General features: G+C 70.9%; 13 protein-coding genes. 4 read left to right on the top strand and 9 right to left on the bottom strand.

The features are described 5' to 3' along the window. Window positions 1-111 precede the first annotated feature (111 nt). On the bottom strand, window positions 112-1,083 hold the full coding sequence (locus ACFPIH_RS50475; RefSeq protein ID WP_381186233.1) for an FAD:protein FMN transferase: 972 nt from the start codon (window positions 1,081-1,083) through the stop codon (window positions 112-114). 54 nt (window positions 1,084-1,137) lie between these two features. Between ACFPIH_RS50475 and ACFPIH_RS50470 the strand changes: the two genes are divergently transcribed. Further along, on the top strand, window positions 1,138-1,539 hold the full coding sequence (locus ACFPIH_RS50470) for a hypothetical protein (RefSeq protein WP_381186231.1): 402 nt from the start codon (window positions 1,138-1,140) through the stop codon (window positions 1,537-1,539). Between the two features lie 44 nt (window positions 1,540-1,583). Here the strand turns inward: ACFPIH_RS50470 and ACFPIH_RS50465 are convergent, their stop codons facing one another. From ACFPIH_RS50465 to ACFPIH_RS50430, 8 genes are all read right to left on the bottom strand, one after another. After that, entirely contained in the window at window positions 1,584-3,287 is a 1,704-nt protein-coding gene (locus ACFPIH_RS50465) for a proline--tRNA ligase (RefSeq protein ID WP_381186228.1), read from the bottom strand. Between the two features lie 40 nt (window positions 3,288-3,327). After that, window positions 3,328-3,900: a GNAT family N-acetyltransferase gene (locus tag ACFPIH_RS50460; protein WP_381186225.1), complete on the bottom strand. Its 573-nt coding sequence runs from the start codon at window positions 3,898-3,900 to the stop codon at window positions 3,328-3,330. Between the two features lie 25 nt (window positions 3,901-3,925). Then, window positions 3,926-4,774, bottom strand: coding sequence for a GNAT family N-acetyltransferase (locus tag ACFPIH_RS50455; protein ID WP_381186223.1), 849 nt, complete (start codon window positions 4,772-4,774; stop codon window positions 3,926-3,928). Between the two features lie 195 nt (window positions 4,775-4,969). Beyond that, on the bottom strand, window positions 4,970-6,127 hold the full coding sequence (ispG, locus tag ACFPIH_RS50450; RefSeq protein WP_381186221.1) for a flavodoxin-dependent (E)-4-hydroxy-3-methylbut-2-enyl-diphosphate synthase: 1,158 nt from the start codon (window positions 6,125-6,127) through the stop codon (window positions 4,970-4,972). Window positions 6,128-6,295: 168 nt separating this feature from the next. Continuing rightward, window positions 6,296-7,588 (bottom strand): M50 family metallopeptidase, encoded by a 1,293-nt coding sequence (locus tag ACFPIH_RS50445; protein WP_381186244.1) that lies wholly within the window; start codon window positions 7,586-7,588, stop codon window positions 6,296-6,298. 8 nt (window positions 7,589-7,596) lie between these two features. Further along, entirely contained in the window at window positions 7,597-8,853 is a 1,257-nt protein-coding gene (dxr, locus tag ACFPIH_RS50440) for a 1-deoxy-D-xylulose-5-phosphate reductoisomerase (protein WP_381186218.1), read from the bottom strand. Between the two features lie 83 nt (window positions 8,854-8,936). Next, the gene (locus ACFPIH_RS50435) at window positions 8,937-10,874 is read right to left on the bottom strand and encodes an acyl-CoA dehydrogenase family protein (RefSeq protein WP_381186215.1); all 1,938 of its coding nucleotides are present in this window, start codon (window positions 10,872-10,874) and stop codon (window positions 8,937-8,939) included. 111 nt (window positions 10,875-10,985) lie between these two features. Next, complete coding sequence (locus ACFPIH_RS50430; protein WP_381186212.1) at window positions 10,986-11,795, bottom strand: GH12 family glycosyl hydrolase domain-containing protein; 810 nt, start codon at window positions 11,793-11,795, stop codon at window positions 10,986-10,988. Window positions 11,796-12,019: 224 nt separating this feature from the next. Between ACFPIH_RS50430 and ACFPIH_RS50425 the strand changes: the two genes are divergently transcribed. The 3 genes from ACFPIH_RS50425 to ACFPIH_RS50415 all read left to right on the top strand — a co-directional run bounded on the left by ACFPIH_RS50425 (window position 12,020) and on the right by ACFPIH_RS50415 (window position 16,407). Next, a complete protein-coding gene (locus tag ACFPIH_RS50425) occupies window positions 12,020-13,036 on the top strand; it encodes a LacI family DNA-binding transcriptional regulator (protein WP_381186209.1) in 1,017 nt (338 codons plus the stop codon). Between the two features lie 52 nt (window positions 13,037-13,088). Continuing rightward, window positions 13,089-15,128 (top strand): glycoside hydrolase family 31 protein, encoded by a 2,040-nt coding sequence (locus ACFPIH_RS50420; protein WP_381186206.1) that lies wholly within the window; start codon window positions 13,089-13,091, stop codon window positions 15,126-15,128. A 97-nt stretch (window positions 15,129-15,225) separates the two neighbouring features. Further along, window positions 15,226-16,407: a sulfotransferase family protein gene (locus tag ACFPIH_RS50415; RefSeq protein WP_381186203.1), complete on the top strand. Its 1,182-nt coding sequence runs from the start codon at window positions 15,226-15,228 to the stop codon at window positions 16,405-16,407. Window positions 16,408-16,419: the final 12 nt, after the last annotated feature.

Genomic DNA, 16,419 nt, shown 5'->3' with positions numbered 1-16,419 from the left:
GGCCCTGATCGCACTCGCCCGGCGCAAGGTCAACGTCCTCTACGCCATCCTGCGTGACCGTCGGCCCTTCGAAGCCCGGCCAACTCTTCGTCTCGTGGCTTGACTTCAGCATTAGGCAGCGGCCTCCAGGGGGGTGGTGGGCCAGCCCGGGGTGGTGACGACCGTGCCGTTCTGGGTGACCATGCGGGCCGGGAGACCGAGCCTGGTCAGCCAGCGCTCCGCTCCCTCGCCCTTGACCAGGGCCGCGGTGCTCGCCGCGTTGGCGTCGGCGCAGGTGGCGGCGGCGACGGAGACCGTCCGCCAGGGCGAGCGGACCGGCAGGCCGGTGCGGGGGTCGACGATGTGGTGCAGGTCGTGACCGCCGCGCCGCCAGCGGCGGGCCGTCGTACCGGAGGTGGCGAGACCGCCGGCGCGCATGCCGACGGTGGCGTGCGGGCCCTGGGCGGGCGTTTCGTCGACCGGCCCGGTGATGTCCTGGACGCGGATCTGCCAGCCGCCCGCCGGGGGCTCCCCCGCGACGGCAGTGTCGCCGCCCAGGCTCACCAGGACCCCGCAGCCGGCCGTCTCGGCCAGCAGGACGGCGGCCCGGTCGGCGGCCCAGGCCTTGGCGGTGGCGCCGAGGTCGAGGCGGACGCCCCGGGGAACGGTGACCGTACCGGTGGCGCGGTCGAGGGTCACCGTGCGCCAGCCGGGGGTGCGGCGCAGGGTGAGGCGGACCGGGCGGTCGTCCTCACGGACGAGGGTGAAGTCGCGGTCGTAGCCGATCGCGTCCATCGCGGAGCCGACGGTCGGGTCCACGGCGCCGTCGGTCGCCTCGGCGGCGCGCAGGGCCACGTCGAGGGCCTCGGCGAGCAGCGGGCTGACCCGGACCGGGCGGCCGGCGGTCTCGTCGAGGGCGGCCAGCTCGGAGTCGGGGCGGAAGCGGCTGCACGCGGCGTCGACCTCGGCGAGGTGCCGGGCGAGGAGCAGGTTGCAGGACTCCAGCAGGGCCGGGTCGGTGACGACCAGGCGGACCGTGGTGCCGAGGGCCCGCCATTCGGCCGCGGCCGTCGTACGGGTACGGGGCTTCAGGGGCGTGCTCATCACGACGCCCCGGAGGTGGAGTCGGCGGAGCCGCCGGAGGAGGAGGTGAGGCCGTTGTCCGCGCTGGACGAGGTGTCCGAGCTGTCCGTCGAGGTGTCCGTGCTGCTGGTGTCCGTACTGCTGGTGTCCGTACTGCTGGTGTCCGTACTGCTCGTGTCTGTACTGCTCGTGTCCGTGCTCGAACCGGAGCTGCTCGAACTCGAACTCGTACTGGAACTCGATTCGCTGCTGCTCGCTGTCGTGCTCGCGTCCGCCTGCATCGTGCCGACCAGGGCGAAGACCCCGGCTGCCGCGGCGAGCGTGACGGCTGCGGCGAGGGCCGCCGTACGCCGTGCGCCTCTGCGGACCGCCGCCGCGGCCCCCCGTTCCTCTTCCCTGGTCGTCATGGCCGTTCCCCTCCGTAGTGACGCTCTGTCACGCACTACGTTGGGGGAACGGCCTGAGAGAAGTCTGTGAGGCTCCCATACGCCTCCACAGAACTCTCTGAGAGATCCTTTAAATCATTCCGCGAGGCGGGCGATCGCCTCGTCCACCGTCAGCTCCTCGCGCTCACCGGTGCGCCGGTCCTTCAGCTCCAGGACGCCCTCGGCGGACCGGCGGCCAGCCACCAGGATCTTCGGTACGCCGATCAGCTCGGAGTCGGTGAACTTCACGCCCGGGGAGACCCCGGCCCGGTCGTCGACCAGGACGCGAAGTCCGGCCGCGCGCAGCTTCTCGGAGACCTCCAGGGCCAGCTCGGTCTGCAGGGCCTTGCCGGCGGCGACCACGTGCACGTCGGCCGGGGCGACCTCGGCCGGCCAGCACAGGCCCTTGTCGTCGGCGCTCTGCTCGGCGAGGGCCGCGACCGCGCGGGAGACGCCGATGCCGTAGGAGCCCATGGTGACGCGGACCGGCTTGCCCTGCTGGCCGAGGACGTCGAGCTTGAGCGCGTCCGCGTACTTGCGGCCGAGCTGGAAGATGTGGCCGATCTCGATGGCGCGGTCCAGCTTGAGGCCGGTGCCGCACTTCGGGCAGGGGTCGCCCTCCTGCACGACCACGACGTCGACGTACGTCCCGACCTCGAAGTCACGCCCCGCGACGACGTTCTTCGCGTGGACGCCGTCCTTGTTGGCGCCCGTGATCCAGGAGGTGCCCGGTGCCACGCGCGGGTCGGCGATGTAGGTGACCTTGTCGCCCAGGCCCTGCGGACCGACATAGCCGCGGACCAGGTCCGGGCGGCCCACGAAGTCCTCGGCGGTGACCAGTTCGACGGCGGCCGGGGCGAAGTGCGCCTCGACCTTGCCCAGGTCGACCTCGCGGTCACCCGGCACGCCCACGGCGACGATCTCGCCGTCGACCTTGACGAGGAGGTTCTTCAGGGTGGCGGAGGCCGGTACGCCGAGGTGGGCGGCGAGGGTCTCGATGGTCGGGGTGTCGGGGGTCGGGATCTCCTCCAGGGCCGGTACGGCGGAGGCGTCCTGGGGCTGGAGTTCGTAGGCGACCGCCTCGGTGTTGGCGGCGAAGTCGCAGTTCGGGCAGTCCGCGAAGGTGTCCTCGCCGGCCTCGGCCGGGGCCAGGAACTCCTCGGACTTGGAGCCGCCCATCGCGCCGGCGGTGGCCGCGCAGATGCGGTAGTCGAGGCCGAGGCGCTCGAACACCTTCTGGTACGCCTGGCGGTGCAGGGCGTAGGACTGGGCGAGGCCCTCGTCCTCCGTGTCGAAGGAGTACGAGTCCTTCATCAGGAACTCACGGCCGCGCAGGATGCCGGCCCGGGGGCGGGCCTCGTCCCGGAACTTGTTCTGGATCTGGTACAGGATGACCGGCAGGTCCTTGTACGACGTGCACTGGTCCTTGACCAGCAGGGTGAAGATCTCCTCGTGGGTCGGTCCGAGGAGGTAGTCGCCGCCCTTGCGGTCGTGGAGCCGGAACAGCTCGGCGCCGTACTCGTCCCAGCGGCCGGTCGCCTCGTACGGCTCCCTCGGCAGCAGGGCGGGGAGCAGCACCTCCTGGGCGCCGATCGCGTCCATCTCCTCACGGACGATCCGCTCGACGTTGGCCAGCACCTTCTTGCCGAGCGGCAGCCAGCTCCAGATGCCGGCGGCGGTGCGGCGGACGTAGCCGGCGCGGACGAGCAGCTTGTGGCTGAGGACCTCGGCGTCCGCCGGGTCGTCGCGCAGCGTCTTCGCCATCAACTGGGACATGCGCTGGACCGGTGCGTTGGCCATGTTCTCGAACTCCTGCGGCGGTAAGGGTGATGGCAGGAGGTTAGCCGTCAGCCCTGCGCGGCCGGAAATCCGTTATTGGCCGGCGGCGCAGGAGGGGCAGCGAGGCGCCCATGACCACGTACGGGCGCGGAGCGCTCGGGAAGAGGACGCGGCGGGCCAGATCCTGGTAGCCGAGGGAGCGGTAGAGGGCGCGGGCGGGGCTCTCGGTGTCGATCGCGGAGAGGATCGAGCGGGGCTGGGCCGCCGTGTCGGTGATGGTGGTGATCAGCCCACGGCCCGCGCCGCGGTTCTGGTAGGCGGGGTGGACGTGGAGTTCCGTGATGACGAAGGAGTCGTCGAGCCAGGCGTCGTTGCGGAGGGCGCGGAGGTAGGGCTCGACCACGGTGGACCACCAGTGGGCACGGTCGTTGGGCATGCCGTAGACGAAGCCGGCCAGCCGGCCGTCCGCCGTGCTCGCGCCGTACGCCCGGGCGCCGGGGCTCGCCATGTGGCGCAGGACGATCTGTCTGCGTACGGCGACCTCGTCCGGGCCGAGGCCGAAGGCGACCGCCTGCACCGCGAGGGCCTCGTCCACGTGGGCGGACAGGTCCAGGGGGCCGATGACGAGGTCCATGGCGGGAGCCTACAGGGGCCTCGGATCAGAAGAGCACGCTCATGAACGCGCCGATCTCCTTGAAGCCGACCCTCGTGTACGTCCTTCTCGCCGGGGTGTTGAAGTCGTTGACGTAGAGGCTGACGAGCGGGGCGACGTCCGCCAGCGCGTACTGGAGGACGGCCGCCATGCCGGAGGCGGCCAGGCCCATCCCCCGGTACTCGGGGGCCACCCACACGCCCTGGATCTGGCAGGCCTGCGAGGTGGCCGCGCCGATCTCCGCCTTGAAGACGACCCTGCCGCGGTCGTCGACCCGGGCGAACGAGCGGCCGGCGGCGACGAGTTCGGCGACCCGGGCCTGGTAGAGCAGGCCGCCGTCGCCGGCCATCGGGGAGACCCCGACCTCCTCGGTGAACATCGCCACACAGGCCGGCATGATCGTCTCCATCTCGTCCCGGCGGATGCGGCGGACGCCGGGATCCGGGGCGATGTCGGCGGACACGCGGTCGGTGACCATCAGCGGCTGGCGGGCGCGGACCTCGCGGGCGGGGCCCCAGTGGGGTTCCAGCAGGCGCCAGAGCTGGGCGGTGGCCTCGGCCGGGCCGACGACGGAGGAGCAGCGGCGGCCGGCTCTGCGGGCGCGGTCGGCGAAGGCGCGGACCGCGCGCGGAGTGGCGCAGATCGGGACCAGGTTGGCGCCCGCGTAGCAGAGGGACGTCAGCATGCCGTCCTCGTACCAGCCCCACATCTCGCCGCCGAGCCGCCACGGGTCCAGGCCCGCGACCTGGACACGGGAAGCGACGAAGGCGTTGGCCACCGGCTCGCGGTCGAGGACGGCGAGCGCGGCGTCCAGGTCGCTCGGTTCGAGGACCCGGGAGGTGGTCTGGGTCAACACGTACGGGGCCTCACAACTCAGGGCTGCTGATCCCCGCACTGTACCTGCGGAAGCTTTGGCGTGCCGCCCCCTGTTTGTCATGTGACCGTCGGCTGCGGTGAGCGCCCCCGGGGGCTGCCGCCCCGGGGCCGCCGCTTCGGCCCTGGACGGGCTCCGTCCTCGAACGCCGGACGGGCTGAAACACGCAAACCGGCGTCAGCCCGCCACCGACACCGAAGGCTCGCCCGACGCGATACCCGCCGCCTCCATCTGCTCGGCCAGCTTCATGGCCTCCTCGATGAGGGTCTCGACGATCTTCGACTCGGGGACGGTCTTGATGACCTCGCCCTTGACGAAGATCTGGCCCTTGCCGTTGCCGGAGGCGACACCGAGGTCGGCCTCGCGGGCCTCGCCGGGGCCGTTGACGACACAGCCCATGACGGCGACGCGGAGCGGGACCTCCATGCCGGTCAGGCCCGCGGTGACCTCCTCGGCCAGCTTGTAGACGTCGACCTGGGCGCGACCGCAGGACGGGCAGGAGACGATCTCCAGGCCGCGCTGCTTGAGGTTGAGGGACTCCAGGATCTGGTTGCCGACCTTGACCTCCTCGACCGGGGGAGCCGACAGCGAGACGCGGATCGTGTCGCCGATGCCCTGCGACAGCAGCGCGCCGAAGGCGACCGCCGACTTGATCGTGCCCTGGAAGGCCGGGCCGGCCTCGGTGACGCCGAGGTGGAGCGGGTAGTCGCACTGGGCGGCCAGCTGCCGGTAGGCCTCGATCATGACGACCGGGTCGTTGTGCTTGACGGAGATCTTGATGTCGCGGAAGTCGTACTCCTCGAAGAGGGACGCCTCCCACAGGGCGGACTCGACCAGCGCCTCCGGGGTGGCCTTGCCGTACTTCTGGAGCAGACGGCGGTCCAGGGAACCGGCGTTGACGCCGATGCGGATCGGGGTGCCGTGGTCGTTCGCGGCGCGCGCGATCTCCTTGACCTTGTCGTCGAACTGCTTGATGTTGCCGGGGTTCACGCGGACGGCGGCGCAGCCCGCCTCGATCGCGGCGAACACGTACTTCGGCTGGAAGTGGATGTCGGCGATCACCGGGAGCTGCGACTTGCGGGCGATGGTCGCGAGGGCGTCGGCGTCGTCCTGGGTCGGGCAGGCGACGCGGACGATCTGGCAGCCGGACGCCGTCAGCTCGGCGATCTGCTGGAGGGTCGCGCCGATGTCGGACGTACGCGTGGTGGTCATGGACTGGACCGAGACAGGTGCGTCGCCGCCGACCGCCACGGAGCCGACCTGGATCTGCCGGCTCTTGCGGCGCTCGGCGAGCTTGGTCGGAACGGACGGCATGCCGAGAGAAATCGCAGTCATCTGCTGTGCAACCCCAAGTCGTGGATCAAGGTCCAGGTCCCGTCGAGGCGGGTTCCAGGCTTCGAGATTACGGCACGGGCGCGGGCGCCGGCACATCACGGCCCTCGACCCACCCATGCGAAGGCGGCCTGGAACACATGGTCCCAGGCCGCCTTGAATGCGGGGTGGCTAGGAGATTCTCACCGGGTTGACCAAGTCGGCGACCAGTACCAGGAGCGTGAAGCAGACGAAGACCCCGGCGACCACGTAGGCCACCGGCATCAGCTTCGCCACGTCGAACGGACCCGGGTCGGGGCGGCGCAGCACCTTGGCGATGTTGCGGCGCAGCGACTCCCACAGGGCGCCCGCGATGTGCCCGCCGTCGAGCGGGAGCAGCGGGAGCATGTTGAACAGGAAGAGGGAGAGGTTGAAGCCGGCCAGGAGGAACACGAACATGGCGACCTGCTGGGAGGCCGGGATGTCCAGGGTGGCGATCTCGCCGGTGACCCGGGCGGCGCCGACGATGCCCATCGGGGAGTCCGGTTCGCGCGGGCCGTCGCCGAACGCGGCGTCCCACAGGGCGGGGACCTTCGCGGGGAGCGCGATGAGGGAGTCCACCGCGTCGCCGACCCGCTCGGTCATCCAGGTCACGGAGTCGCCGAAGTCCTGCTTGACCACGCCGGTGGCGGCGCTGAAGCCGAGGAAGCCGGCCTTGACGTACTCGCCCTGGACGTAGGCGCCGGCGGAGTCCTTCTTGGCGACCTGGTTGGTGGCGATGGTCGCGTGGAGGGTGACCTCCTTGCCGCCGCGGTCGACGATGATCGCGACGTCCTTGCCGCCGCTGACCCGGATGAGGTCGGAGAGCCTGTCCCAGTCGTCGGTGCGGACGCCGTCGAAGGAGACGATCTCGTCGCCCTTCTTCATACCGGCGGCCTCGGCCGGGGAGGGCTTGTCACCGGCCTTGCAGCTGTCGCGGTTCTCGCTCTGCGCGATGACGCAGGGGGAGACGGAGGCGACCGTGGTGGTCTGCTGCTGGATGCCGAAGCCCATGAGCACGGTCAGGAACAGGCCGAACGCGAGGACCAGGTTCATGAAGGGGCCCGCGAACATGACGATGACCCGCTGCCACGGCTTGCGCGTGTAGAACATGCGGGTCTCGTCGCCGGGCTGGAGCTCCTCGTAGGCGGCCGAGCGGGCGTCCTCGATCATGCCGCGCCACGGGGAGGTGGAGCGGGCGGTGATCCGGCCGTCCTCGCCTGGCGGGAACATGCCGATCATGCGGATGTAGCCGCCGAACGGGATGGCCTTGACGCCGTACTCGGTGTCACCCTTCTTCCGCGACCAGATGGTGGGGCCGAAGCCGACCATGTACTGGGGGACGCGGATGCCGAAGTGCTTCGCCGTGGAGAGATGGCCCAGCTCGTGCCAGGCGATGGAGATGAGCAGGCCCACCGCGAAGACCACTATGCCGAGGATGAACATCAGGGTCGTCATGCACGGGCCTCCGCCGTCTGTGCCGTCAGTTCCCGGGCGCGTGCGCGGGCCCAGGTCTCCGCTTCGAGGACGTCCGACACGGTGAGTGAAGTTCCCGTGCGGGGGGTGCCGTGCTCCTCGACCACCCTCGTCACGTTCTCCATGATCCCGTTGAACGGCAGCGCGCCCTCGCGGAACGCCTCCACGCTCTCCTCGTTGGCGGCATTGAACACCGCCGGGGCCGTGCCCGCGAGCTCGCCCACATGGCGGGCGAGGTTCACCGAGGGGAAGGCCTCGTTGTCGAGCGGGAAGAACTCCCACGTCGACGCCTTGCTCCAGTCGAAGGCGGGCGCGGCGTCGGGGACGCGCCCGGGCCAGCCGATGCCGATGGCGATGGGCCCGCGCATGTCGGGGGGCGTCGCCTGGGCCAGTGTCGATCCGTCCGTGAACTCAACCATCGAGTGGACATACGACTGCGGGTGCACGACCACCTCAATGCGGGAGAAGGGAATGTCGTAGAGCAGGTGTGCCTCGATGACCTCCAGCCCCTTGTTGACGAGGGTCGCGGAGTTGATCGTGATCACCGGGCCCATCGACCAGGTGGGATGGGCGAGGGCGTCCTCGACGGTGACGTCCGCCAGTTCCGCCTTGGTCCGGCCGCGGAAGGGGCCGCCGGACGCGGTGACGACCAGCTTGCGGACGTCGGCGCGGGTACCGGCGGCGAGGGACTGGAAGAGGGCCGCGTGCTCGGAGTCCACGGGGATGATCTGGCCGGGCTTGGCCAGCGCCTTCACCAGCGGGCCGCCGACGATGAGCGACTCCTTGTTGGCGAGCGCGAGGGTGCGGCCCGCCTCCAGGGCGGCGAGGGTGGGGGCGAGGCCGATGGAGCCCGTGATGCCGTTGAGGACGGTGTGACAGTCGGAGGCGGCGAGCTGGGTGGCCGCGTCCGGTCCGGCGAGTATCTCCGGAAGGGGCTCCCCCGTGCCGTACTGCGCGGCGAGCGCCTCGCGCAGTGCCGGTACGACGTCCTCGCGGGCGACCGCGACGGTCCGCACCCGCAGCCGGCGGGCCTGCTCGGCGAGGAGGGCGACCCGGCCGCCGTGGGCGGACAGGGCGGTGACGCGGAAGCGGTCCGGGTTGCGCAGCACGAGGTCGATGGCCTGGGTGCCGATCGATCCGGTGGAGCCGAGGACCACCACGTCCTTCGGGCCGTCGCCCGCGACGGGATCGTAGACGAGGTGCGGGTCGGCGAGGGGGGCAGGACTGTCGCTCATCCCCCCATTGTTGCCGCATCGGACGACCGGCGGGACAGGGCGTCCCTCAAAGGGGGACGCCCTGCGGCCGTGTGTGGGGTCTCTCACCCGATCGTGCGGTGGACGTTCTCCCGTTCGCTGGGGCCGGGGGTCGTGTCGGCGATCCACGGGCCCTCGCCCGACGGGTCGACGACGCCGTCCTCCAGCCACTCGTAGCTGCCCGCCATGACACCCTTGACGACCTTGCGGTCCAGGTCGTCGGTGTTGTTCCACAGGCGGGTGAAGAGTTCGTCGACGCGCAGCCGGGACTGGCGGCAGAAGGCGTCGGCGAGCTGGTAGGCCTCGCGGCCGTGTTCGCCTCGGGAGCGCAGCAGCTCGGCGCGGACGCAGGCGGCGCTCATCGCGAACAGTTCGGCGCCGATGTCGACGACCCGGCCGAGGAAGCCCTGTTTGGTCTCCATCCGGCCCTGCCAGCGGGACATGGCGTAGAAGGTGGAGCGGGCGAGCTTGCGGGCGTGCCGTTCGACGAACCTCAGGTGCGGCGAGAGGTCCACGCCGGCCTGCTTGAACTCGCTGTACGACGACGGCAGTTGGCCGGGACCCGCGACCAGCTTCGGCAGCCACTTGGCGTAGAAGACGCCTGCGCCCGCGCCCGCTTTCGCCTTGTCCTGGAGGGACTTGTCGGGGTCGATGAGGTCGCCGGCGACGGAGAGGTGGGCGTCGACGGCCTCGCGGGCGATGAGGAGGTGCATGATCTCCGTGGAGCCCTCGAAGATGCGGTTGATGCGCAGGTCGCGCAGCAACTGCTCGGCGGGGACGGCCCGTTCGCCGCGGGCGGCGAGGGACTCGGCGGTCTCGAAGCCGCGTCCGCCGCGGATCTGGACGAGTTCGTCGGCCATCCGCCAGCCCATCTCGGAGGCGATGAGCTTGGCCAGGGCGCCCTCGATGCGGATGTCGTTGCGGTTCTCGTCGGCCATCTGGGAGGAGAGGTCCAGTACGGCCTCCAGGGCGAACGTCGTCGCCGCGATGAAGGAGATCTTCGCCCCGACCGCCTCGTGGTGGGCGATCGGCTTGCCCCACTGCTCACGGGCCGCCGACCATTCGCGGGCGATCTTCAGGGACCACTTGCCGGCGGCCACGCAGGACGCGGGCAGGGAGAGCCGGCCGGTGTTGAGGGTGGTGAGGGCGATCTTCAGGCCCGTGCCCTCGGGGCCGATGCGGTTGGCGGCGGGCACCCGGACCTGGTGGAAACGGGTGACACCGTTCTCGATGCCGCGCAGGCCCATGAAGGAGTTGCGGTTCTCGACGGTGATCCCGGGCGAGGTCGCCTCCACGACGAAGGCGGTGATGCCGCCCTTGTGGCCCTCGCTTTTGGGGACCCGGGCCATCACGACCAGCAGGTCGGCGACCACGCCGTTGGTCGTCCACAGCTTCACGCCGTCGAGGACGTAGTCGTCCCCGTCGGGCACCGCGCTGGTGGCGAGCCGTGCCGGGTCGGAGCCCACGTCGGGCTCGGTGAGCAGGAAGGCGCTGATGTCGGTGCGGGCGCAGCGCGGCAGGAACCGCTGCTTCTGCTCGTCGGTGCCGAACAGCTTCAGCGGCTGCGGGACGCCGATCGACTGGTGCGCCGAGAGCAGCACCCCGACCGCCGGGCTGGCGGAGCCCACCAGGGCCAGCGCCTTGTTGTAGTACACCTGGGTCAGGCCGAGCCCGCCGTACTTGGGTTCGATCTTCATGCCGAGGGCGCCGAGTTCCTTGAGTCCGGCGACGACCTCGTCGGGGATCCTGGCCTCGCGCTCGATGAGCGCCCCGTCGACCTTCGTCTCACAGAAGTCGCGGAGCTTGCTCAGGAACTGCTCGCCGCGCCGTACGGCCTCGTCGGTGGGGAGCGGGTGGGGGTGGATGAGGTCGAGGCGGAAGCGGCCCAGGAACAGTTCCTTGGCGAAGCTGGGCTTGCGCCAGTCCTGTTCCCGCGCGGCCTCCGCCACTTGGCGGGCCTCACGTTCGGTGACGATCGGCTTCTTGAGGGGTGGTGCGGACATGAGGCTCACCTCGCCGCGAATCGGGATCATGAACCCATTCGGTTACCGATGGGTGCTACTCGATCGTTGGTACCCGATCCCGGGCGAGGTAGCCACCCCACGCGCGCCCCTTCAGCCGATGCGGACCGCGTACGACGTGGTGTCCAGCCGCCCGGTTCCCTTGAAGACCTCGGTCCCGGACTCGATACCGGAGACGTACTTGTCGTTTGTCAGCAGCTTGCGCCGGACGAGTGCCTGGGTGAAGTCGTCGAGGTCGAGTGCGGCCCGGGTGGTGTTGGCGCGGCGGACGAAGGAGTACACCTTCCAGCCGATGTCGCCCTGGTAGATGTCCCACATCGCGCCGCCGAGGCTGACGCTGCCGTACCTGGTGCCCAGCGGGCCCGCGCCGCCCTGCCGGTTGAGCCAGATCATGACCTCGTCGGTGGGCTGGTCCTGCCAGTCGGCGGTGCTCTTGGAGTGCAGCCACAGGTCGTAGGCGACGTTCATGGTGCCGGGGTCCGACGGCAGCGAGAACTCCCAGGTGGCCTTCACGGGCGTGCGGTCGCCGACCCGGACGGGCAGTCCCGTCCTCGCCCTGTCGACCTTCCAGCCCCAGTGCCAGCCGAGGACGGTGGAGGCGTACGACTTCACGTCCGAGTCGGTGCCCCTGGCGCTGTTGGCCCAGGTGTAGCCGGTGCCCCAGGAGACGGTGTCGCCGCTCGCGGAGTTGTCCCAGACGCACTGGCTGCCGGTGCCCTTGTCCTGGCCCCACAGGTTGTTGTTGACGTAGTACTTGCCGAGCGTGACCGTGTCGAAGGCCGTGCACCTCTTGCTCGACTCACCCGCCTGGGCGACGGTGATGCCGGCCGCGGCGGCCAGCGCGACCGCGGCGGCGGTCAGGGCCTTCGCCTTCTTCGACAGACGGGGGCGGCGGTGCTGCATGGGGGTCCTTCCGGGGCGGGTGGTGCTTGTGTGACTCCAGTCGCCGCCAGGTCCGGAAAAGGTTGCCGTACTCTCTCTCCACGAATCCCCCACAACTCGCTGTCGAAGCGCTTCGACAGACTCTGGACACCCACCCGCGCTGAAGCTACTGTCGAACCACTCTCTCACCCACCCTTCTTCGTTTCGCGCACTGTCGAAGCGCTTCACAAAACTTGGAGAGCTGGATGGTCACCCTCGCCGAGGTCGCCCAGCACGCCGGAGTCTCGGCGAGCACGGTGAGCTATGTCCTCAGCGGCAAGCGGTCCATCTCCGCGACCACCCGGCAGCGGGTCGAGCAGAGCATCCGCGACCTGGGCTACCACCCGAACGCGGGCGCGCGGGCGCTGGCCAGCAGCAGGTCGAACATCATCGCGCTGATGATCCCGCTGCGTACCGACATGTATGTGCCGGTGATGATGGAGATCGCCATCGCGGTGGCCACCACGGCCCGCACCCACGGCTACGACGTCCTGCTGCTCACCGGCGAGGAGGGCCCGGACGCGGTACGCCGGGTCACCGGCAGCGGGCTGGCCGACGCGATGATCCTGATGGACGTCCAACTCGACGACGAGCGGCTGCCGTTACTGCGGGAGACGGACCAGCCCTCGGTCCTGATCGGGCTGCCCTCCGACACCACCGGGCTCACCTGTGTCGACCTGGACTTCACGGCGACCGGCGCGCTGTGCGTGGAGCACCTCGCGAAGTTCGGCCACCGGGACATCGCTGTCATCGGCGAGGCCCCGGCGGTCTACGAGCGGCACACCGGCTTCGCCGAGCGCACCCTCGACGGACTGCGGTCGCGCTCCCGGGAGTTGGGCGTACGGCTGCTGCACCGGCCCTGCGAGGGCGGGTACGACGCGATGGCCCTGACCCTGGCCCGGATCCTCGACGAGCGCCCGGGCACCACCGGGTTCGTCGTGCAGAACGAGTCGGCGGTCGAGCCCCTGCTCGCGCTGCTGCGCCAGCAGGGGCGGGCGGTGCCCGAGGACGTCTCGGTGGTGGCGGTCTGCCCCGACCAGGTCGCCGTCCAGGCCTCGGTGCGGCTGACGTCGGTCGCCATCCCCGCCCAGGAGATGGGCCGGCACGCGGTGGCCCAACTGATCGCCAAGCTCGACGGCCGTGGAGCGGACGAAGTCGTGCTGATCGCACCGGAGTTGACGGTGCGGGCCAGCTCGGGTCCGGCCCCGTCCGGCACCTCCTGACCCAGCGTTCGCTGCCCTGCCGGGCACCTTCATGTCTTCGGGAGCACCCTTCGTGAACCAGCCTGCCGAAAACCAGACCCAGGTGAGCCTCGCGCAGTCGTCCCCCACCGTCGGCACCTTCCGGGAGCGGGACGGCGCGCTGGAGTGGAGCGGCCGTCAGGAGACGCTGCGGATCGAGCCGTGGGGGCCGGACGCGGTCCGGGTACGGGCCCGGCTCGGCGGTCCCCTGCTCGACGGGCTGCCGGGCGCCCTGCTCACGGACGCGCCGCCGACGTCGTACAGCGTCAAGACCGAAGGCGGACAGGGGCGGTTGACCGTCGGCGGGCTGACCGTCGAGGTGAACGCCGAGGGGCTGATCCGCTTCCTGCGGACCGACGACGGCTCCGAGCTGCTCGCCGAGGAGCGCGCCCACTTCTGGTGGCCGGGCTCCCGGCTCTACACGGCCGTCGGCAACGGCCACCACCGCCTGGAGCAGCGGTTCGCCGCCTACGACGACGAGAAGCTGTACGGCCTGGGCCAGCACCAGCACGGCCGGTTCGACCAGAAGGGCCTGGTCCTCGACCTGGTGCAGCGCAACGCGGAGGTCGGCATCCCGGTGCTCACCTCCAGCCGCGGCTACACCCTGCTCTGGAACAACCCGGCGATCGGCCGCGTGGAGCTCGCGCACAACGGCACCCGCTGGGTGGCCGACTCGGCCCGGCAGCTCGACTACTGGATCACCGCGGGCGCCCCGGCCGACGGCCAGCGCCGCTACAGCGCGGTGACGGGCCGGACGCCGATGCTGCCGGAGTGGGCGGCGGGCTTCTGGCAGTGCAAGCTGCGCTACCGCACCCAGGACGAACTCCTCGGCGTGGCAAGGGAGTACAAGCGGCGGGGCCTGCCCCTGTCCGCGATCGTCTGCGACTTCTTCCACTGGACCCACCTGGGCGACTGGAAGTTCGACCTGAAGGAATGGCCCGACCCGGCCGGGATGGTCCGTGAACTGGCAGACATGGGCGTCAAGTTGGTGGTCAGCGTCTGGCCGTCGGTCTCGCCGCTGAGCGAGAACCATCCGGTGATGGAACAGCGCGGCCACTTCATCGGCACCCAGTACGGTCCGACGGCGCACGCCGACTGGCCGGACAAGGAGGTCGCGTCGACCGTCCAGGTGGCGTTCTACGACGCGACGAACCCCGAGGCCCGGGAGTTCGTGTGGTCGCGCATCCGCGACAACTACCTTGTCCCGTACGGCATCACGGCCTTCTGGCTGGACGCCTGCGAGCCCGAGCTGAAGCCCGGCTTCCAGGAGAACCTGCGCTACTGGGCGGGCCCCGGCCTCGAGGTCGGCAACATGTACCCGGCCGAGAACTCCCGCACCTTCCACGAGGGCCTGAGCTCGGCCGGCGAGGATGTCATCACCCTCAACCGCTCGGCGTGGGCGGGCAGTCAGCGCTACGGCGCCGCCCTGTGGTCCGGTGACATCGGCACCGACTTCCCGACCCTGCGCCGCCAGATCGCGGCCGGCCTCAACACGGCGCTGTCCGGCATCCCCTGGTGGAACACGGACATCGGCGGCTTCCACGGCGGCGACCCGGACGACCCGGCCTACCGCGAGGTGATGGTCCGCTGGTTCCAGTTCGGCGCGCTGTCCCCGCTGATGCGCCTGCACGGCTTCCGCGACCCGGGCATGCCGCTGGGCCCCGACATGACCGGCGGCCCGAACGAGGTGTGGTCGTACGGCGAGCAGGCCGGCGCGGTCCTGGAGAAGTACCTGCGGCTGCGCGAGCGGCTCAGGCCGTACGTCCTCGACGTCATGCGGGAGGCCCACGAGGAGGGGCTGCCGCCGATGCGCCCGCTGTTCCTGGAGTTCCCGGACGACCCGGCGGCCTGGTCGGTCGACGACGCCTACCTGTTCGGCCGGGACCTCCTGGTCGCCCCGGTGCTGGAGGCGGGCGCCACGACCCGCACGGCGTATCTCCCGGCGGGCGCACGCTGGACGGACGCGTGGACGGGTGAGACGTTCGACGGCGGTACGGCCGTCACGGTCGACGCCCCCCTCGACCGCATCCCGCTGTTCCTGCGCGACGGGGCCGAGCTGCCGGTGGCCGAATAACCACCGTGCCGTGCGAACACCTTTGTGACAGAGGGGGGTTGCTGGGGTAAAGGGCTGACACCCCTGCCTCAGCCGCTCCACGAAAGGGTGTTCGCCTGTGCCTCCCACCACCGTCCCCCTCACCCTGGCCAATCTCCTCCTCCGGCCCGGATTCGCGTCCCGACACACACCCGACCGTGTCTTCGACCGCCTGGCCGCCCAAGCGGACCGGGCGGACGTGGACTTCAACGACGAGTTCCGGTCCCTGCTGTGCGAGTGGTCCCGGGACGAACACCTCACCCCGGTCGGCTGGTGGTCTGCGCAGGGGCATGTGCGCCGGCACCTGGACAACCGCGCCCGGGTGCGGCGGCTGATCGCCGGACATCCGGAGATCGCCCAGGAGCCCATCGAGCGGCCGGTGTTCGTCGTCGGACTGCCGCGCACCGCCACCACCCTCACCCACGGTGTGCTGTCCCTCTCCGAACAGCACCGATGTCCCCGCTTGTGGGAGTTGCTGACCCCGGACCTGGAGGGAACGCCCCGGCAGCGGAGGAACGCCGTCAGGGCGGCGCGCGCGATGGTCGGCGCGATCAACCTGTTCTCCCCGCGCTACCGCGACATCCACCCGATGACCGCGGAGGGCCCCGACGAGTGCACCTTCGCCCTCCCCCACACCGTCATGCCGCTGTCCCAGGCCCGTGTCCCCGGGTACCAGGCGCGGCACCGCACACGGGACTTCACCGCCGACTACGCGTACCTCAAGCAGATCTACCAGGTCCTCCAGTACGGCCGCCCGCGCCGCCGCTGGGTCCTGAAGTCCCCCCTGCACACCGAGCACCTCGACGCGCTGCTCGCCGTCTTCCCCGACGCGACGATCGTGTGGACGCACCGCGATCCGGCCGCCGTCGTACCGTCGTTCTGCAGCCTGATCGAGCACGGCATGGCCATCACCCTGCGCCCTCTGGACCTGCACGGACTCGGCGCCACCTGGCTGGAGCTGCTCAGCCGCGCCATGACCCGCGGCCTCGCCGCCCGCGCCGCGATCCCCCGCGAGGCGCTGGTCGACGTCCCGTACTCCTGGCTCGGCGCCGACCCGGCCACGGGCGCCCCCAAGCTCTACGACGCCGTCGGCGCCCGCTGGACCGAGGCCGACGCGGCCCGGCTCCCCGAGGTCGCCGCCCGCCCCGCGGGCACCCGGCCGCACCGCTACGACCTGGCCCGCTACGGTCTGACCCGCGCCGACGTCGACACGGCGTTCGCCGACTACAACGCGCTGCGCGCCGAGGTCGACCGGGCGTAGGGGCACCGGCCG

Origin of the sequence: Streptomyces vulcanius, assembly GCF_042653945.1 — a bacterium.
GTDB lineage: Bacteria > Actinomycetota > Actinomycetes > Streptomycetales > Streptomycetaceae > Streptomyces > Streptomyces mangrovi.
This window is presented reverse-complemented; position numbering and strand designations above follow the sequence as displayed.